We start from the raw sequence: 19,587 nt of genomic DNA on the forward strand, positions 1-19,587 counted from the left end.
GAGTCAGCGGTTCCGCGGGGGACGCTCGTCACAGATGACGGGAAGGGGTTGATTCTTATTACCCGCGGGTAGCATCATTTGGCTACTAGCCGGTATTGCGTCTGAGGTCCCTGCCTTGGGTCCTCTCCCGAACACCTACGGAGCCGTACCCATGGGCCACTACAAGTCGAATCTCCGCGACATCGAGTTCAACCTCTTCGAGGTGCTGGGCCGTGACCGCGTGTACGGCACCGGACCGTTCGCAGAGATGGACGTCGACACCGCCAAGAGCGTGCTGTCCGAGATCACCCGGCTGTCCGAGAACGAGCTGGCGGACTCCTTCGCCGACACCGACCGCAACCCCCCGGTCTTCGACCCGGAGACCAACACCGCGCCGATTCCGGACACCTTCAAGAAGAGCTACCAGGCCTACATGGACGCCGAGTGGTGGCGCCTGGGCATCCCGGAGGAGCTCGGCGGCACCACCGCGCCGCGCTCCCTGCTGTGGGGTTTCGCCGAGACCATCCTGGGCTCCAACCCGGCGATCTGGATGTACGCCTCCGGCCCTGCCTTCGCCGGCGTCCTCCACGACGAGGGCACGGAGGAGCAGCACCGCATAGCCCAGCTGATGGTGGACAAGCAGTGGGGCTCCACGATGGTGCTGACCGAGCCGGACGCCGGTTCGGACGTCGGCGCCGGCCGTACGAAGGCCACCCAGCAGGAGGACGGCTCCTGGCACATCGAGGGCGTGAAGCGCTTCATCACCTCCGGTGAGCACGACATGTCCGAGAACATCGTGCACTTCGTCCTCGCCCGCCCCGAGGGTGCCGGTCCGGGCACCAAGGGCCTGTCGCTGTTCATCGTGCCGAAGTACGACTTCGACTGGGAGACCGGCGAGCTGGGCGAGCGCAACGGCGTCTACGCCACGAACGTCGAGCACAAGATGGGCCTGAAGGCCTCCAACACCTGCGAGATGACCTTCGGCGCCAACCACCCGGCCAAGGGCTGGCTGCTGGGCGAGAAGCACGACGGCATCCGCCAGATGTTCAAGATCATCGAGTTCGCCCGGATGATGGTCGGCACGAAGGCCATCGCCACCCTCTCCACCGGCTACCTCAACGCGCTGGAGTACGCGAAGGAGCGTGTGCAGGGCGCGGATCTGGCGGCCTTCACCGACAAGACCGCCCCGCGCGTCACCATCACGCACCACCCGGACGTCCGCCGCGCGCTGATGACGCAGAAGGCGTACGCCGAGGGCATGCGCGCCCTGGTGCTCTACACCGCCACGGTCCAGGACGAGATCATCATCAAGGAGGCCGCGGGCGAGGACGCCGGCGCCGCGATCCGCCTGAACGACCTCCTGCTGCCCATCGTCAAGGGCTACGGCTCGGAGAAGTCCTACGAGCAGCTGGCGCAGTCGCTGCAGACCTTCGGCGGCTCCGGCTACCTGCAGGAGTACCCGATCGAGCAGTACATCCGGGATGCGAAGATCGACACCCTCTACGAGGGCACCACCGCGATCCAGGGCCAGGACTTCTTCTTCCGGAAGATCGTCCGCGATCAGGGCCAGGCGCTCACCGCACTGTCCGAGGAGATCAAGAAGTTCCTCGCCGACAACACCGGCGGTGAGGAGCTGGCGCAGGCCCGCGGTGAGCTGGCCAAGGCCGCCGCCGACCTGGAGGCGATCGTCGGCGCCATGCTGACCGACCTCGCGGCCACCGAGCAGGACGTCAAGTCCATCTACAAGGTCGGCCTGAACACCACCCGCCTGCTGCTGGCCTCCGGCGATGTCGTCATCGGCTACCTGCTCCTCAAGGGCGCGGCGGTGGCTGCCGAGAAGCTGGCCGACGCCTCGGCGAAGGACAAAGCCTTCTACACCGGCAAGATCGCCGCGGCGAAGTTCTTCGCGCACAACGTCCTGCCGGACGTCTCCGTCCAGCGCGGACTGGCCGAGTCCGTCGACCAGTCGCTGATGGAGCTGGACGAAGCCTCGTTCTGAGCACGCCTCGTTCCCGGTGCGCCGGGGACAGCGCGTTCCGGGTCGGGGTCCGCCGCCCGGAACGTGCGGCGCTCTTAGAGGTCTCTCATCTTCGCCGTCCACACTGATCGTTGCCCGCCTCTCTTCCCCCGGGGAGGCGGGCTTCGTCATGACCGGCCGACGGCCCGGCTCACGATCCCGGGGAGCGTGCGAGCACGACCGGAATAGTTCACTCCATTTCGGATTTCCTTCGGGAATGGGGAATTCGTGGCCGGAAGGGAGCGGGGTCATGGTGCACGCGCACGGGGAATGCGGCGTCCGGCTCTTTATGCTGAATCCATGACCAACTCCGCTCGCTTTGATCGCGGCCACACCGACGACCTGATGTCCTTCCTCGCCGCGAGCCCGTCGCCCTACCACGCGGTCGCCAACGCGGCGGAGCGGCTGGAGGAGGCCGGCTTCCGGCAGGTCGCGGAGGTCGACGCGTGGGACAACGCGAGCGGTGGCAAGTATGTGCTGCGCGGCGGCGCCATCATCGCGTGGTACGTGCCGGAGGGCGCGAGCGCCGCGACCCCGTTCCGCATCGTCGGGGCACACACCGACTCCCCCAATCTGCGGGTCAAGCCGATCCCCGACACCGGCGCCCGCGGCTGGCGGCAGATCGCCGTGGAGATCTACGGCGGCACCCTGCTCAACACCTGGCTCGACCGCGACCTGGGGCTGAGCGGACGGGTGACGCTGGCCGACGGGACCAACCGGCTGGTCCATGTGGACCGGGCGCTGCTGCGGGTGCCGCAACTGGCCGTCCACCTCGACCGCTCGGTGAACTCCGAAGGCCTCAAACTCGACAAACAGCGCCATATGACGCCGATCTGGGGGCTGGGCGAGGTCGCCGAGGGCGATCTGATCGCGTTCATCGCCGAGGAGGCCGGCGTCCCGGCGGAGGGCATCAAGGGCTGGGACCTGATGGTGCACAGCATCGAGCCGCCTTCCTACCTCGGCCGCGACCGCGAACTGGTCGCCGGTCCGCGGATGGACAACCTGTTGTCCGTGCACGCCGGCACGGCGGCCCTCGCCGCCGCGGCCGCAGCCGGCAGCTCGCTGCCCCATATCCCGGTGCTGGCCGCCTTCGACCACGAGGAGAACGGCAGCCAGTCCGACACCGGCGCGGACGGCCCGCTGCTCGGCACGGTGCTGGAACGTTCGGTCTTCGCGCGCGGTGGCTCGTACGAGGACCGGGCCCGGGCCTTCGCCGGCACCATCTGCCTGTCGTCCGACACCGGACACGCCGTACACCCCAACTACAGCGAACGGCACGACCCGGGGCACCTCCCGATGCCCAACGGCGGGCCGATCCTCAAGGTGAACGTCAATCAGCGCTACGCCACGGACGGCAGCGGCCGGGCCGTCTTCGCGGCGGCTTGCGAGCGCGCCGGGGTGCCGTGGCAGAGCTTCGTCTCCAACAACTCGATGCCGTGCGGCACCACGATCGGCCCGATCACCGCCGCCCGGCACGGCATCGCGACGGTCGACATCGGCGTGGCGATCCTGTCCATGCACTCGGCGCGCGAACTGTGCGGCGCCGAGGACCCGTATCTGCTCGCGAACGCCCTGACAGCCTTCCTGGAGAGCTGAGTTGGAGTTCTCGCTGCTCGGCCCGATCGCCGTGACGACCGGCTCCGGAGAGCTGTCGCTCGGGCCCGCCAAACGGCGCAGTGTGCTGGCGCTGCTGTTGCTGCAGCCCAACACCACCGTTCCACTGGAGCAGTTGATCGACTCCCTGTGGGAGGACGCACCGCCCGAGCATGCCCGTACGGTCGTCCAGGGGCATGTCTCGCGGCTGCGTGCCACGCTCGCCGAGGGCGGGGCACGGGCATACGGCATCGAGCTCACCACACATGGCTCGGCCTATCTGCTGCGATTGCCGGAGGAGCTGATCGACGCCCACCGGTTCGGTGAGCTGGTGTCGCTGGCGCGCCCCGAGACGGCGCCCGCCGACGCGGTTCCGCTTCTGCGGGAAGCGCTGGGGCTGTGGCACGGGCCCGCGCTGACCGGCACGGTCACCAGCCCGCCGTTCGCCGCCGCGGCACATGCCCTGGAGGAGCAGCGGCTGACGGCGGTGGAGGCGCTGGGACGGGCGCACGGCATGCTCGGCGAGCATGAGCAGGCTGCCGCTGTGCTCTACTCCGCGGCCGTCAACCACCCCTTGCGGGAAGGGCTGATCGCCGGGCTGATGCGGGCGCTGTTCCGTACGGGACGGCAGTCCGACGCCCTGGAGTGGTTCCACCGCACCCGGCGGCTGCTCAACGAGGAACTGGGCGTCGATCCGGGCGAGCGGCTGCGCGGTGCGTACGAGGGGATCCTTCGGGCGGAGGCGGCACACGGCGGGCGCCCTGCGGCCGGGCCCATGCGGGGATCGCGCGATGCAGAGGAACGGCCCGCGGGGACACCGGTGTTTCACGTGAAACAGGGCGGCGCGGGGCAGGTCGAACAGGATGGCGAGGGGCGGGTCGAACAGGGCGGTGAGGGGCGGGTCCCACCCGTCCCTGGCGGCACCGGCCCGGCGCCAGTGTCAGGGCACGGTGCCAGGGCCGGAACGGGCGCCGGCCGGGCCAGTGCGGCGCCGCGGCTGCTGCCTCGGCCGCCTGCCCGCTTTCTCGGACGTGAGCCTCAACTTGGCGCACTGAGCGGGGCATTGACGGGCCGTACACCCGGGGAGAGTCCGGTCGCGGTGGTCGTGGGGCCGGCCGGTGTGGGCAAGACCGCCTGTGCCGTCCAGTGGGCGCATCTGTACGCCGGGGCCTTCCCCGACGGCCAGCTCTTCGCCGATCTGCGCGGTTTCGGCGAGGGCGATGAGGCGGCGCCGGCGGAGATCCTGCGGGACTTCCTGCTGGCGCTGGGCACACCGCCGGACCGGGTGCCCGGCTCGGCGCAGGCAGCCTCGGCGCTCTTTCGTTCGCTGGTCGCCGAGCGCCGGCTGCTGGTGGTCCTCGACAATGCGCGCAGTTCGGCACAGGTGCGGCCGCTGCTGCCGGGCGGTCAGCACTGCGCCACGGTCGTCACCAGCCGCAGCCGGCTGGACGGCCTGGTCGCCACCGACTGCGCCCGGCCGGTCGGCGTCCAGGCGCTCGGCCATGAGGAGGGCGCAGCGCTGCTCGGTGCCATGCTCGGCACGGACCGGGTCGACGAGGACCCGGCCGCCGCACGCGAGTTGGTCGACCTCTGTGACGGCCTGCCGCTGGCGCTGCGGGCCGCCGCCGCCCAGCTGACCGCCCGGCCGCGCTGGCGGCTGGCCCGGCTGGCCGCGGCACTGCGTGACGAACGGCGGCGGCTGGCGCTGCTCTCGGCGGAGGACACCGGTGTCGCGGCGGCGCTGCGGATGTCCGTCGCCCGGCTGTCGGCGGACGACGCACGGCTCCTCAGCGCCCTGGCGAGGAGCGCGGACGGGCATCTCAACGCCTCGGTGGCGGCCGCGCTGGCCGGATACGACCAGGAACGCACCCAGGACGGTCTGGACCGGCTGGCGGAGATGCACCTGGTGGACGAAGAGGCCACCGACGTCTACACGATCAGCACACTGACCCAGCTCTTCGCACGGGACGAGCGCGGGCAGGTCCGAGGGCACGGCGGGACCGGCACCGGCGCCGCGGAGGGCCGGAGCGGGAACCCCGGTGACGAGCCGGACGGGCGCGGCTGAGCTGCGGTGGAACAGCGCATATCGACGTTAGGCACACGTTAGTGAGACGGCAGCGGCCGACGGCAGTCTGAAGGGCAGACGGGAAGACCGACCAACCACCGGGGAGACCGGAGATGCCGCGCAGCCAGGCCCGTACCAGCAGCCTTCGTACGCCCCGGAGCGTCCGCCGCCGCACTGTCAGGATTGCCGCGGCCGGGCTCACCGCCGTCGCCGCGCTCACCCTCACCGCATGCGGCGAGGACAACCCGCTGAAGACCAGCGCGGCCAAGCCGTACCACCCGACGCCGCGACACACCACGGAGTCGACCGCCGGTACCGGCGGCAGCACGCCGGCCGCGGGCGATGCCGCAGAGCCGGTCGGCACCCGGCCCAACGGCGGCGGTACGGCACAGGCGCCTGGCCAGGACAGCGGCAGCGGCTCCGGTACGCGCCGCGGGACAGGCACCGAAACGCACGGTGCGGGCGGGCGCGGCAGCGACGCCGCCCTCCGGCACCGCGCATGCGCTGCCAACCGGATCCGTATCGTCGCCAAGCCGGTGAAGGAACCGATCAACCATCTGCTGGTGGTGGCGACCAACACCTCAGGGACCACCTGCGACCTCTACGCAGCGCCGAATCTGCGGTTCGGCACCGCGCAGTCGCCGCTCAACGCCCTGCCGGACAGCAAGCCGCAAGCGGTGGTCACCCTCGCACCGGGGCAGTCCGGTTACGCCGGTGTGCTGACGTCGTCCGCGGATGGCTCCGGCCGCAACGGCCGGACGACCGCCTCACTGACGATCAGCCTCCCGGGGCGCGACGGCAAGGGCAGCGTCGGTGGCTCGACGCGGGTGCCGCTCCCGGGTGGCTCGGTGTACGTCGACGACAGCGCATGGGTGACGTACTGGCAGTCGAACATGAGTGATGCGACGGCTTGGTGAGCCGTCCGGCCGAGCCGGAATCGCCTGAGCAGGGCGCCCGCCTCCCCCCAGCGGGCGCCCTTTCCGCTGCCCGCTGTCCCGCCATGTCTCACACAGCGGCACAGCACGTCTCATTCCGCTGCTGTCTTCGCAGGCCACAGCCGTGCCTACGGCCGGGACATCCCATGGGACACCCATCCTCCGAGTGGTCTCCACGCCCCGCCCCATGATGGTCCCGTCGCCGCGACCGGACCATCCGGCGGCCGTCCATCGACCCAAGGCCAACCGGTCAACCGGCCGCCTACGGAGGGGAATCGGCATGTACGAGCACAGCGGCAGCCATCTGGCAGACGCGGACACCGTGCGTCCCGCAGACGACCCGGCCGCCCCGAACGGCAGCGCGCTCCCCGCCCACTCCCCGTTCCGCCGGGCCGTCCTGCGCAGAGTGCTGCCCGCGGTGGCCGCGGCAGGGGTCGGCGCCGCCGGGATCGCCGGAGCCTCCAACGGCACCGCGCGCGCCGCTTCCCTGCGCCCGGACGCGGCCGCCGCCGGCTTCCCCACCTGGGGCACGCGTTGGGTGGTGCACGCCTCCGCGGACCTCAACTCGCCCTCCGTCGGGGTGATCAACACGTCGGCGCCGGGGCAGGACCGGATCACCGCCGACTACCAGGTCGAGACCGGCCACAAGGTGTGCGAGGGCACCGCCTGCTCGACGTTCATGGCGCATATCACCGGCCCGGTCACGGGATTCCTCACCGTGGTCGCGGTGGACATCCCGCAGGACCGGCTGCCGGGCATACCGGTCCACAGCGGCGGGCCGCCACAGCCCGGGGGATCCCGCCAGGAGATGCTCCACCGCGCCGCCACCTGGCTGACCGCCGACAAGGGTTCCCCCGTTCCGTACAGCCAGGTCAGGGTCTGGAAGGACGGCTACCGGCAGGACTGCTCGGGGTATGCGTCCATGGCTCTGGGGCTGCCGGCACCCGGCACCAACACCGTGGACCTGGCCACCAACCGCACCCTCACCCGGCCCCTCTCGCTGGGCGAACTCACGCCCGGGGATCTGCTGATCGATGCGGCCGGCGACAGCGACAACCGGCACGTCGTCATCTTCGAGAAGTGGAACAACGCGGCGCACTCCTCGTACACGGCATACGAGCAGCGCGGGGGTCACGGCACCGACCACCGGACACTGACCTACGGCCTGCCGGGCGGCGACGCCGAGTTCAAGCCCTACCGTCCCGTGCAGTTCGGGGACTGACCCGGTCCCGGAACCGATCAGGGAGCGGCCCGCGACGCCGGGTGTGCAACAGCCCTCTGGAAGGCACGGCGTCGTTTCACGTGAAACTCTCTCGGGCCTTCACGGTTTCACGTGAAACGTCACCAACCGATCCGGGTCCGGTCCGGATCGTGCAACGAGGGGCACTTCCGTCACAGGGGAGCGGAAGTGCCCCTCGCGCGCGCATGTCCGCTGTGCTGGAATGCCAGACGTGCCTGGCAACCAGAACCACGCCGCTCGCCCACGCCGTAAGCCATTGGCCCCGCTTCCCGATGAACTCTCGGGTCCAGTACGGGACTTCGCCGCCGCCCTTCGCCGTATGCACGGAGAACTCGGCTACAGCCTCAAGGAGTTGGAGGGCAGACTGCCCGCCAGCCGGTCGTCCCTCTCGCGCTACCTGCGCGGCCAGAGCCTGCCCGACGAACGGCTGCTGGTGCAGTGGTGCAAGCTCTCCTTCACCGGTGAGGACCGGCTGCCCACCCTGGTCGATCTGCTGCACCGTGCCCAAGAGGTGGCGGAAGCCGGTGAGCAGAGGGACGCCCCGTCACCGTCGCCGTCACCGTCGCCGTCACCGTCACCGTCACCGGAGGACGGTGACACATCCGGCCCGGGAACGCCGGACGGTGCCGAGAGCGGAGTCGCCGGGCACGCCCTGCCGGCCGGGCGGCGTCGGTTGCGGCTGGTGTTCGCGGCGCTCGGGACGGCCGCCGTGCTCGCCGGTGCCGCACTGGTGGTTCCGGCGCTGACCAAGGGGAGCGGCGCGGCGAACGACGGCGGCGGAGCCCGGGCCGGTGCCGGGGCCCAGGGCTCACCGGCCGCACCTCACGACGCCGGATCCGCCCGCATCACCGTGCACAATGCCGAACGGGTCTGCCAGCGCCCACGCACCGCGTACTGTGCGCTCGGGCTGGCCCGCGACCCGTACCGGCCCTATCGACGCTCCAACATCGTGGGCCACACCTGGCACGGCGATGTGCTGCGCGCAGTGTGCCGGATCGCCGATGGGGTCACGGTCACCGACGAGGTGGGCGAGCACAGCAGCATCTGGTTCCGGCTCGACCATGACGGCGAGCCGATGTGGGTACCGGGTATCCGCATCCGCCCGGAACAGGTCGAAAACACCGCATTACCCAGTTGTCCCGATTGACCGCCGCCCACACCTCCCGCCCTTACCTGCCTGACCAGCGACGACCCACTGTCCACGACAGGCCCCGCGCACCCGCCCTGGCGCGTCGGACCGTAATCGCTATCGTGGCCGTGCCATGACTGACACACCTCGCTGAACGCAGCGACCCACTGGGGGAACCCATGACCGCACGTCGCTCCCGCCGCTCCGCGGCCTACGCCGCGCTGGCCCTCGGCCTGGCCGGCTCGCTCGCGCTGACCGGCTGCAACAGCAGCTCCTCGAAGTCGAAGTCGAAGAAGTCCTCCTCGTCGTCGCCCACGAGCAAGAAGCGAAAGATCATCGGTGGTGGCGCCGCGGCGGGTGCGGGAGCAGGGGCGGCGGCGTCACGCCGGGCGACCCGCTGCTACCCGACCACGGCCCGGCTCAGCTTCTCCCAGCAGTCCGGGCCGAAGGGCCACGTGACCATCGAGTACAAGAACACCAGTGACCGGCCCTGCTACCTCAACTACGCACCGCGGCTGCGCTTCGCCAATGCCAAGGACCCGCTGCCGATGATCAGGCGCGGGGGCGAGGCGCTCACCGACCACACCGTCACCCTCCGCGCTCGCAGTTCCGCCTACGCCGTCATCCCGACCAACACGCCGGCCGCCAAGGGCACCGAGCAGAAGTCGGTGGCCATCGAATTCATGAACTCGTCGGAGGACGCCCGGCCCTATGGACCGGTGACGTTCGACTTCGCGCAGAAGCGCGACCACATCTCCGTCGGAAAGAGCCAGGTCACCTACTGGAACAGCAGCCTCGCCGGGGCCAAACTGGCCGCCGGTGTGGGTGACTGACCCACGGCACGGGCTGTTCCCTCAGCCGAGCAGGCAGCCCCGCCCCGCCCGAGGCCGCCGCTCTCGGGGCTACGCGGTGTCCAGACCCGCCAGGACGAGTCCCAGCCGGGCCACCCCGCCGTCGGCGATCTCGACCGGGACGCCCCAGTCCTGCTGGTGGACATGGCAGGCGGGGTAGAACTCGGCGTCGGGGCCGCTGTCAGGCGCCGTGTCGCAGGATGCGGCCATTGCCGAGACGTGCAGTACGCCCTTGGCCACCCCGTCTGCGAGGACCAGATCGCGGGTGAGGTCCGTGCCCGCGCCCGCCCCCTCGGCGAGCAGCTCCGGCGGCGTGGCGCTGACCAGCAGCCGCGTCGAAGGACCGTAGCGGGTGTCCAGCTTCTGGCCCGCCGGGGGCTGGAAGACCACTTCCAGCCGCAGCGCGCCCGGGGCGACCTCGGTGGCCGCGCGCTGGGTGCGGTGGGCCACCGACTCCACACGTACCGCCTCCTCCGGCAGCCGCAGCCGGGTCAGCCGATGCCTCGCCGACTCCACCACCACGATGTCGTCGTCGGCGAGCACCGCGCCGGACGGTTCGCGCAGATCCGTCGCCAGCGTCGTGACCTCCCCGGTCGCGGGGTCGAAGCGGCGCAGTGCGTGGTTGTAGGTGTCCGCGACCGCGACCGAGCCGTCGGGCAGTGCGGTGACGCCCAGCGGGTGCTGTAGCAGGGCCTGATCTGCGGCACCATCACGGTGCCCGAAGTCGAAGAGGCCGGTGCCGACGGCCGTACGGACGACATAGCCGTCCCCGTCCGCGGCGGGCTCCACCCAGCGGACCGCGCTGGTCTCCGAGTCCGCGACCCACAGCCGGTCGCCGGCCGCCGCGAGCCCGGACGGCTGGGCGAACCAGGCCTCGGCGGCCGGTCCGTCCACCAGACCCTCGTTGGTCGTGCCGGCCGCGGCCTCGACCATGCCGGTGGCGGGGTCGTACGTCCACAGCTGGTGCACCCCGGCCATCGCGATCCACAGCCGGTCCCGCCACCAGGCGAGGTCCCACGGCGAGGAGAGCGCCACCTCGCGGGCCGGTCCGGAGGTCGGTGAGCCCTGGAACCACTGCGTGCCGGTACCGGCCACCGTCTCCAGCCCGCCCGTCTCCGGGTCGAAGACGCGGAGGGCGTGGTTGACGGTGTCCGCGACGGCCACCGTGCCGTCGGGCAGCAGCGCCAGGCCCTGAGGCTCGTTGAAAGAATCCGGCGCAAGGCCGCGCTCACCGCTGCCGATGCGGCGCAGCACCTGCTCACCGTCCCCGGCCAGTTCCACCAGCTGATGGCGGGTGGTGTCGGAGACGAGGAAGCTGCCGCCGGGCAGCCGGACCGCCTTGCCGGGGAAGCGCAGATCGGTGGCGACCGGCTCCGGCGCCACATATGGGCCGTCGCCGCGCCGCAGAGTGCCCTTCGCCGTGTGCTCGGCTTCCAGCTCCTCCACGAGCGCGGCAAGGGCGTGCGCATGGCCCTCGCCGGCGTGCTGGGCCACGACATACCCCTCCGGGTCGATCACCACCAGCGTCGGCCAGGCGCGGACCGCGTACTGCTTCCAGGTGACGAGCTCCGGGTCGTCGAGGACCGGATGCTCGACGCCGTACCGCTCGACGGCGTCCACGACCGCCTGGTGGTCGGCCTCGTGCACAAATTTCGGGGAGTGCACGCCGATGATCACCAGCGTGTCCCGGTGTCGCTCCTCCAGCTCCCGCAGTTCATCCAGGACGTGTAGGCAATTGACACAGCAGAACGTCCAGAAATCCAGGACGACAATGCGTCCTCGCAGGTCGGAGAGGGTGAGATCGTTGTTGCCGGTGTTCAGCCAGCCGCCCTTGCCGGTCAGCTCGGGGGCCCGGACGCGCGCACGTGAAGCCATGTGGACATTCAACGTCACTCCGGTGCGTGCACATTCCGCAGGGGTACCGGGGAACAGGTCAGCCATGTGGCATTCCCCCGGGGTACGGCCCCGGCCCTCCCGTAAGTACCTCGTCCGCGACCGGATCTTCGGCATCGGCGACGACTACTGGATCGAGGACGAGCACGGACAACACGCCTTCCTGGTCGACGGGAAGGCGCTGCGGCTGCGGGAGACCTTCGAGCTGAAGGACTCCGAGCGGCGGGTGCTGATCACCATCCGCAAGAAGATGCTGGCCCTGCGCGACACGATGACGCTCGAGCGGGACGGCCGGCCACTGGCCACCATCAAGCGCAAGCGGCTCTCACTGCTGCGCAACCACTACCGGGTGGAGCTGGTGGACGGTACCGAACTGGACGTCAGCGGCAAGATCATGGACCGCGAATTCGCCGTCGAGTACGAGGATGAACTGCTCGCCGAGATCTCCCGGCGCCGGCTGACCGTGCGCGACACCTACGCGGTCAACGTCGTGCGGGACGACGCGGATCCGGCGCTGCTGATCGCCGTCGCGGTGGGGGTGATCCGGCTGGCGGAACGGGAGCGTGGGGAGGACTGAGCGAGGAGCATCACGTGGGGCGCCGCAGCGCCACGGCCCCCAACGGCCTTGCCACATCGGCCTACGCTGGTCCCCCAAAGCACTGCCGGGATGCCCGTGCGCAGCGGTAACTTAACTGCACAGACAGCAGCCCGCGTACGAACCGTCCGAGGGGTCCCGTGACCGTCCATCCCAGCCTTCAGCCCTCCATCGATGCCTGGACACACTCCATAGAAGCGATAACCGAGCTGGTGACTTCGCTCGCCGAAGGCGAATGGAACAAGGCGACGTGCTTGCCAGGATGGTCCGTTCGCGATGTGGTCTCCCATGTCATCGGCCTGGAATGCGAGATGCTGGGCGACCCACGGCCGATCCACACACTGCCGCGCGATCTCTACCACGTACGCACCGAATCGGCGCGCCGCATGGAAGTACAGGTCGACGTCCGGCGGCATCACACCGCCCCGGAGATGCTCAGCGAGCTCGAATACACCGTCATCCGCCGTTCCCGGCAGCTGCGCAACGAGTCCCGTCAGCCGGACGCCGTGGTGCGCAGCCCGCTCGGCGAGGAGCGTTCACTGGAATTCGTGCTGCAACAGCGGGCGTTCGACCTCTGGGCGCATGAGCAGGATCTGCGCCGGGCGCTGGACAGGCCCGGCAATCTCGACTCCCCCGGTGCGCAGGTGACGCGCGATCTGCTGGTGAAGGTGCTGCCCACCGTCGTCGCCAAGAGGACCCAGGCGCCCGCTGGTTCGGCGGTGGTGTTCGATGTCAGCGGAGCACTGGAGTTCCTGCGCACGGTCCGTATCGACACCCAGGGCAAAGCCACCATCGACGGCAGCGTCTCCCTCGGCCCGACCGTCACGTTCGCGCTGGACTGGGACGTCTTCCACCAGTTGGCCTGCGGCCGGGTGCGCCCGTCGGCCGTCGCCGAGCAGATCAAGATCGACGGCGACCGCGAGCTGGCCGAGGCGATTCTCAACAACTTCGCGGTCACACCGTGATCTTCGCCGCCATGACGTTCGCCGCCGTGGACGTCCTGGTCAGGCCGTAACGCAGCAGAACGGGGACGGGGCGGCGACGTCCCGAAGGTGTGTTTCACGTGAAACAGCCCGCCACCGTTTCACGTGAAACACTTCCCGCCCTCTCCTCAAGCCGGGACGTGCACCGCCTCGATCCGGCTGACGACCAGCCGTTCACGCTCCCGCTGTGCGGCACTGCGGCGTAGCCGGAGGATCTGGGAGACCCCGACCGCCTCCAGAACGAAGATCGAGGCCAGGGCGATCCGGTAGTTGGCGTCGGTCGCGTCGAGCAGAACGCCCACGGCGAGCAGGGTTGTCATCGACGCGATGAAGCCGCCCATGTTGACGATGCCGGAAGCGGTGCCCTGACGCTCCGGCGGGTTGGCCGGCCGGGCGAAGTCGAAGCCGATCATCGAGGCGGGGCCGCAGGCGCCCAGCACCACACTCAGCACGATGAGCAGCCCCATGGGGACATGATCGGTCGGCCAGGACAGCACGATCGCCCACATCAGGGCGGTGACGCCGGCGGTTCCCAGGGCCAGCGGCATACGCGCCGCATGGTGGCGGGCGATGACCTGCCCATAGACCAGGCCCACCGCCATATTGGCGAGCACCACGAGAGTGAGCAGCTCACCGGCGGTGCCACGGGACAGGCCCTGCGCCTCGACGAGGAACGGCAGGCCCCACAGCAGCAGGAACACCATCGCGGGGAACTGGGTGGTGAAGTGCACCCACATCCCCAGCCGGGTGCCGGGCTCGCGCCAGGCGTCCACGATCTGTCGGCGGAATCCGGCGCCGGTGTGCCCCGAGGGCACGGGCGGCGGCGCAAAGCCTTCGGGGTGGTTCTTGAGGAAGAGCAGCAGCACGACCAGCACGACGATGCCGCCGGCCGCGCTGTAGGCGAAGGTCGGGGTCCAGCCGAACGTGTGCAGAAGGCGGGCCAGGACGATGGTGGAGACCAGATTGCCCGCCATCCCGACCAGGGCCGCGACCTGCGCGATCATCGGCCCACGGCGGGCGGGGAACCAGTGGGAACCCAGCCGCAGCACGCTGATGAACGTCATCGCGTCACCGCAGCCGAGCAGGGCGCGCGAGCCCAGTGCCGTCGGGTACGACGCGGAGAGCGCGAATCCGAACTGGCCGAGGGTGTAGAGCACCACGCCGAGGGTGAGCACCTTCTTGGCGCCGAGCCGGTCGACCATCAGGCCGACCGGTATCTGCATTCCTGCGTAGACCAGCAGCTGGAGGATGGAGAACGTCGACAGCGCCGAGGCGTTGATGTGGAATCGCTCGGCGGCATCCAGGCCGGCCACGCCGAGACTCGTACGGTAGGTGACCGCGACAAAGTAGACCGCGACACCGATACTCCAGACCGCCATGGCCCGGGGGCCGCCGGGCGGATCGACGGAGGGCGGGCGGGTGGAGCCGCTGCCTATGCCGGAGCCGCCGGAAGACGCCGATCCCCCGGGACTGCTCGATCCCCCCGGGCCGGCGCTCATCGCGCCTCTCCCTGCGCGAGGTGGCGGACCCAGCTGACGTGCCGGTGCACAGCAGCGGTCGCGGCATCCGCGTCGCCGGCCCGCAGCGCGTCGAGGATCTCCGCATGCTCGGTGATGTTCTTGGCGATCCGGTCCGGGTGGGCGTGCATCACCGCGACGCCCATCCTCAGCTGGCGGTCACGCAGCTGCTCGTAGAGCCGATTCAGGATCTGGTTGCCGGCGCTGCGCACGATGGCGGCGTGGAAGGCGCGGTCGGTGACCGAGACGGCGGCCAGATCACCGGAGGCGGCCTGTTCCCGCATCGTCTCCAGCAGCTCGGTCAGCTCGTCGAGCAGCGCATCGCTCGCGGGCACCGCCTTGGCCGCCGCGTGCTGCTCCACCAGCAACCTGGTCTCGACCACATCGGCGATCTCCTGTGCGGAGACCGGCAGCACCATCGCGCCCTTCTTCGGGTAGAGCTTGATCAGCCCCTCGACCTCCAGCCGTAGCAGCGCCTCGCGCACCGGCGTCCGCGACACCCCTACGGCGTCGGCCAGCTCACCTTCGGTGAGCAGCATCCCGCCCTCGTAGCGACGGTCCAGGACGGCGTCCTTGATGTGCGTATAGACCCGCTCGGCGGCAGGCGGCTGCTTGGCGGCGGGCTCTCTGGCAGGGGCGGTGGGCGTGGACGCGATAGGCATGCGCACAGGATAGATACAACACGTATGCGTACGGCACCCGGTTTCGCGATACGGACACGCGCGGGGCGTTTCCCCTGGTGGAGGGGTTCGGCCCCTGGGACCTGGCCGACGATCTTGCCTGCGGGACAGGTCCCGGGCCCGGAGGCCGGCCGTCAGGCCCGCATGCGCCCCTGTGCGATCAGTCGGTCCACCACCTGCGTATGGGCAGGGGCGCAGCGCTCGCCCGCCTCCCGGCGATCGAACCAGGCGTACTCGGCGATCTCCCGGCCCGGAACCGGCGCGATGTCCTGGGGCCCGCCGGTGAAGCAGGTCATATGGAGCCGACGGCCGTTCTTGCCATGCGCGACGTCATGGATGACGAACGCCTCCGAGAGTTCCTCGGCGGGGACCACCAGGCCCAGTTCCTCGGAGAGCTCCCGCGACAGCGCCTCCCGCGCGGTCTCTCCGGGCTCGTACTTGCCGCCGGGGAGGTAGAACGTGTCGTTCCCCCGCGTCCGTACACTCAGCAGCCGGCCCTCGCGTAGATGCAGCCAGCCCACCGACTTCAGCGGTGCGGCCCGCTCCAGCTTGATCAGCGGATGGCCGGTGCCCTCGTCGGTCCGGCGCCCCCGCTCGGTGAAGCCGAGGTGCGCGTAGAAGCGCCGGGCACGGGCGTTCGCCTCGAAGACCTCCAGGGTCAGCGCACCGTGCAGCGCCGCCGCATACTCCAGCAACTGCCCTCCGACTCCGCCCCCTTGGGCCTCCGGCGCCACGAAGAGGCCGCCGACCTCGACACCCGGCTCGTCGGCCGCAGCACCCGGCTTGTCGACCACGGCACTCGGCTTGTCGACCACGGCACTCGGCCCGCCGACCGGACCGTCCCCGCGCTCACCCGGCAGAAGCCCGAGCAGTCCGATGACGGTGCCGTCACGCTCAGCGACCCAGTTGTCCGCCTGGACGAGATACGTCTCGCGGAGGATACGGGCCCGCTCGCCCTCGCCCTCCCCCTCGAGGAACGGATGTGCCCGGCGCGCGGCCCGGGACCACAGATCCGTGACAACGTGCTGGTCGGAGGGCTGATAACGCCGGATGGTCAGGTCACTGCTCATTGCGCCGACCGTAAACAGCGCCGGCCCGCGGCGGCAAACCCTTTATGGTCCGGGGCCCGGACCCGTCGCGAGGGGGGACCTATGGCCTACGTAAGGTCCACCTCAAGTCTGACGGGAGTCCGTACCTGGCGCGTACGGATCAGCGCGAATCCCATGGGTGAATGGAGACACGGGGCCAGGAGGTTCCGACACCAAAGGGGAGTTGACCATGCAGCCCAGGACGAATGCCGGCCGCCGCGCGCGGAACACCGTCGTACTGGCATTGATCGTCGCCGGCCTGTGGGCGGGTATCTCACTGACCCGTGGCGCCACGCACGTCGACCAATCCGGCTCGACCGGCCCGGTGGGGCACTTCAGCCGCGCGGTGGAGCTGATCCGGGGCTGACCGGGCAGTACGGCGGCGGCCGCTCCACTGAACCGGCCGCCGGGGCTGTTTCACGTGAAACAGCCCCGACCCGAAGCACCGTTAAACAGCTCCGACCCGAAGCACCGTTTCACGTGAAACGACGTCCTGGCCCGGCCGGCCCCGCTTCCTGAATCATCCCCAGGTGAGCAGCCGCTTCGGCCGCTCCAGCACCGCCGCCACATCCGCGAGCAGCTTGGAGCCGAGTTCACCGTCGATCAGCCGGTGGTCGAAGGACAGCGCGAGGGTGGTGACCTGACGCGCCTTCACCTTGCCCTTGTGGACCCACGGCTGGAGCTTGACCGCGCCGAAGGCGAGGATCGCCGACTCCCCCGGGTTGAGGATCGGCGTACCGGTGTCGACGCCGAAGACACCGACGTTGGTAATGGTGACCGTGCCGCCACTCATCGCCGCCGGGGACGTCTTGCCCTCCCTGGCGGTGGTGACCAGCTCGCCCAGTTCCGAGGCGAGCTGAGGCAGCGTCTTGGCACCGGCGTCCTTGATGTTCGGCACGATCAGCCCACGCGGAGTGGCCGCCGCGATGCCGAGGTTGATGTAGTCCTTGTAGACGATCTCCTGATTCGCCTCGTCCCAGGACGCATTGACCTCCGGGTGCCGCTTGATGGCGACCAGGAAGGCCTTGGCGACCAGCAGCAGCGGGTTGACCCGCAGCCCCGCCAGGTCCGGATCCTGCTTGAGCTCCTGGACGAGCTTCATCGTGCGGGTCACATCGACGGTGATGAACTCCGTGACATGCGGCGCGGTGAAGGCGCTAGCCACCATCGCCTGCGCGGTGGCCTTCCGTACGCCCTTGACCGGTACCCGCCGCTCGCGGGCGGCGGTGTCGACGACGCCGGGCACGGCCGGAGCGGCCGCCATCGGCGTGGGAGCCTCGGCCGGAGCAGCCGGGGCCGCTGCCCGGCCCGCTGCCGCGTGCACGTCCTCGCGGGTGATGATGCCGTCCGGCCCGGTCGGCACGACCGCCGCCAGATCGATGCCGAGGTCCTTGGCGAGCTTGCGTACCGGCGGCTTGGCCAGCGGCCGGCCGGCACCGGCACCGGCAGCGCTCACGGCCGGTGTCGCGGAGGCCGGGGCAACAGGCGCGGCCTCGGTCATCGGAGCCGCCATCGGCGCCGGCGCGGGCCGCCCGTTGAGCTCCGCCTGGAGCGCGGCGCTCGCGGGCTCCGGCTGAGCCGGGACCCCGGCCTGCGGTTTGCGGGCCCGGCGCTTGGTCGAGGACGGCGCGGCGCCATAGCCGACCAGCACCGCCTGGCGGCCCTGCGGCTCGGCGTCCTCCTCCGAGGCGGCAGCGGCAGCCTCTTGCGCACCGGACGCCGCCGGCGCCTGGGCGGAGCCGGCTCCAGGATCGGTGTCCACGCTGATGATGACGGTGCCGACATCGACGGTGACACCCTCACCGAATCTCAGCTCATGGACCACCCCGTCGTAGGGGATGGGCAGTTCGACGGCGGCCTTGGCCGTCTCGACCTCACAGACGGCCTGACCGTCGGTGACGATGTCGCCCGGCTGGACATACCACTTGAGAATCTCGGCCTCGGTGAGCCCCTCGCCCACATCGGGCATCTTGAACTCGCGGAAGCGCTGCGCGTTGGCGGTCCCTGCAATCATGGTCACGAACTCTCCTCAAACCCTCAGTACGCCAACGCACGGTCAACGGCGTCGAGCACCCGGTCCAGTCCCGGAAGGTACTCGTCCTCCAGCCGGGAGGGCGGGTACGGGGCGTGGAAGCCACCGACCCGCAGAACCGGGGCCTCCAGGTGGTAGAAGCACCGCTCGGTGATCCTGGCGGCGATCTCCGCGCCCGCGCCGAAGAAGACCGGCGCTTCGTGGACGACGACCAGCCGGCCGGTCTTCTGCACCGACGTCTGCACGGTGTCGAAGTCGATCGGGGAGAGCGAGCGCAGGTCGACGACCTCGACCGACTTGCCCTCCTCGGCCGCGACCTTGGCCGCGTCCAGGCAGACCTTCACCATCGGGCCGTACGCGGCCAGCGTCAGGTCGGAGCCGCTCTGGGCGACCCGGGCCTTGTGCAGCGGGTCCGGGATCGACTCGGTGTCCAGCCGCGACTTGTCGTGGTAGCGGCGCTTGGGCTCGAAGTAGATGACCGGGTCGTCGCCGGCGATGGCCTGCTGAAGCATCCAGTAGGCGTCGGAGGAGTTCGAGGGAGCGACGATCTTCAGGCCCGCGACATGCGCGAACAGTGCCTCGGGGGACTCGGAGTGGTGCTCGACCGCGCCGATGCCGCCGCCGTAGGGGATGCGGATGACGACCGGCACCTTGACCTTGCCCAGCGCACGGGCGTGCATCTTGGCGAGCTGGGTGACGATCTGGTCGTAGGCGGGGAAGACGAAGCCGTCGAACTGGATCTCGACGACCGGGCGGTAGCCGCGCAGTGCCAGGCCGATGGCGGTGCCGACGATGCCGGACTCGGCCAGCGGGGTGTCGATCACCCGGTCCTCGCCGAAGTCCTTCTGCAGCCCGTCGGTGACGCGGAAGACGCCGCCGAGCTTGCCCACGTCCTCGCCCATGACGAGGACCTTGGGGTCGGCCTCCATGGAGGCACGTAGCGATGCGTTGATCGCCTTGGCGATGGTGATCTTCTCGAAGACGGCCATG

General features: G+C 70.3%; 16 protein-coding genes. 10 read left to right on the forward strand and 6 right to left on the reverse strand.

From position 1 onward, the window contains the following. Positions 1-151 precede the first annotated feature (151 nt). From ACFY12_RS13580 to ACFY12_RS13610, 7 genes are all read left to right on the forward strand, one after another. Positions 152-1,978: an acyl-CoA dehydrogenase gene (locus tag ACFY12_RS13580; protein ID WP_390715949.1), complete on the forward strand. Its 1,827-nt coding sequence runs from the start codon at positions 152-154 to the stop codon at positions 1,976-1,978. A 318-nt stretch (positions 1,979-2,296) separates the two neighbouring features. Next, positions 2,297-3,592, forward strand: coding sequence for a M18 family aminopeptidase (locus tag ACFY12_RS13585; RefSeq protein WP_390715950.1), 1,296 nt, complete (start codon positions 2,297-2,299; stop codon positions 3,590-3,592). A 1-nt stretch (position 3,593) separates the two neighbouring features. Further along, entirely contained in the window at positions 3,594-5,654 is a 2,061-nt protein-coding gene (locus tag ACFY12_RS13590; RefSeq protein ID WP_390715951.1) for a BTAD domain-containing putative transcriptional regulator, read from the forward strand. A 113-nt stretch (positions 5,655-5,767) separates the two neighbouring features. After that, a complete protein-coding gene (locus ACFY12_RS13595) occupies positions 5,768-6,571 on the forward strand; it encodes a DUF4232 domain-containing protein (RefSeq protein WP_390715952.1) in 804 nt (267 codons plus the stop codon). Between the two features lie 298 nt (positions 6,572-6,869). Then, entirely contained in the window at positions 6,870-7,811 is a 942-nt protein-coding gene (locus tag ACFY12_RS13600) for a hypothetical protein (RefSeq protein ID WP_390715953.1), read from the forward strand. A 220-nt stretch (positions 7,812-8,031) separates the two neighbouring features. Beyond that, positions 8,032-8,976, forward strand: a complete 945-nt coding sequence (locus ACFY12_RS13605; protein ID WP_390715954.1) for a helix-turn-helix domain-containing protein — start codon at positions 8,032-8,034, stop codon at positions 8,974-8,976. Between the two features lie 161 nt (positions 8,977-9,137). Next, a complete protein-coding gene (locus ACFY12_RS13610) occupies positions 9,138-9,791 on the forward strand; it encodes a DUF4232 domain-containing protein (RefSeq protein ID WP_390715955.1) in 654 nt (217 codons plus the stop codon). A 69-nt stretch (positions 9,792-9,860) separates the two neighbouring features. Here ACFY12_RS13610 and ACFY12_RS13615 read toward each other — a convergent pair whose 3' ends face one another. Next, a complete protein-coding gene (locus ACFY12_RS13615) occupies positions 9,861-11,684 on the reverse strand; it encodes an NHL domain-containing thioredoxin family protein (protein ID WP_390715956.1) in 1,824 nt (607 codons plus the stop codon). Positions 11,685-11,748: 64 nt separating this feature from the next. Here ACFY12_RS13615 and ACFY12_RS13620 point away from each other — a divergent pair, with 64 nt between their 5' ends. Next, positions 11,749-12,279: an LURP-one-related/scramblase family protein gene (locus ACFY12_RS13620; protein ID WP_390715957.1), complete on the forward strand. Its 531-nt coding sequence runs from the start codon at positions 11,749-11,751 to the stop codon at positions 12,277-12,279. Between the two features lie 158 nt (positions 12,280-12,437). Beyond that, positions 12,438-13,262, forward strand: a complete 825-nt coding sequence (locus ACFY12_RS13625; protein ID WP_390715958.1) for a maleylpyruvate isomerase family mycothiol-dependent enzyme — start codon at positions 12,438-12,440, stop codon at positions 13,260-13,262. A gap of 146 nt (positions 13,263-13,408) precedes the next feature. On the opposite strand, the gene ACFY12_RS13630 is transcribed toward ACFY12_RS13625, so the two are convergent. The 3 genes from ACFY12_RS13630 to ACFY12_RS13640 all read right to left on the reverse strand — a co-directional run bounded on the left by ACFY12_RS13630 (position 13,409) and on the right by ACFY12_RS13640 (position 16,547). Further along, a complete protein-coding gene (locus ACFY12_RS13630) occupies positions 13,409-14,659 on the reverse strand; it encodes a nitrate/nitrite transporter (RefSeq protein WP_390716271.1) in 1,251 nt (416 codons plus the stop codon). Positions 14,660-14,775: 116 nt separating this feature from the next. Then, positions 14,776-15,459: a GntR family transcriptional regulator gene (locus ACFY12_RS13635; protein ID WP_390715959.1), complete on the reverse strand. Its 684-nt coding sequence runs from the start codon at positions 15,457-15,459 to the stop codon at positions 14,776-14,778. A 152-nt stretch (positions 15,460-15,611) separates the two neighbouring features. Further along, positions 15,612-16,547, reverse strand: a complete 936-nt coding sequence (locus tag ACFY12_RS13640; RefSeq protein ID WP_390715960.1) for a GNAT family N-acetyltransferase — start codon at positions 16,545-16,547, stop codon at positions 15,612-15,614. A 208-nt stretch (positions 16,548-16,755) separates the two neighbouring features. Here ACFY12_RS13640 and ACFY12_RS13645 point away from each other — a divergent pair, with 208 nt between their 5' ends. After that, positions 16,756-16,932 (forward strand): hypothetical protein, encoded by a 177-nt coding sequence (locus ACFY12_RS13645; RefSeq protein WP_390715961.1) that lies wholly within the window; start codon positions 16,756-16,758, stop codon positions 16,930-16,932. A gap of 153 nt (positions 16,933-17,085) precedes the next feature. Here the strand turns inward: ACFY12_RS13645 and ACFY12_RS13650 are convergent, their stop codons facing one another. Further along, positions 17,086-18,579 carry a dihydrolipoamide acetyltransferase family protein gene (locus ACFY12_RS13650; RefSeq protein ID WP_390716272.1) on the reverse strand — a complete coding sequence of 498 codons (1,494 nt, stop codon included), beginning with the start codon at positions 18,577-18,579 and terminating at the stop codon, positions 17,086-17,088. A gap of 23 nt (positions 18,580-18,602) precedes the next feature. Next, positions 18,603-19,586 (reverse strand): alpha-ketoacid dehydrogenase subunit beta, encoded by a 984-nt coding sequence (locus tag ACFY12_RS13655; protein WP_390715962.1) that lies wholly within the window; start codon positions 19,584-19,586, stop codon positions 18,603-18,605. Position 19,587 lies beyond the last annotated feature (1 nt).

Origin of the sequence: Streptomyces sp. NPDC001339 (assembly GCF_042895955.1) — a bacterium.
Taxonomy (GTDB): Bacteria; Actinomycetota; Actinomycetes; order Streptomycetales; family Streptomycetaceae; genus Streptomyces.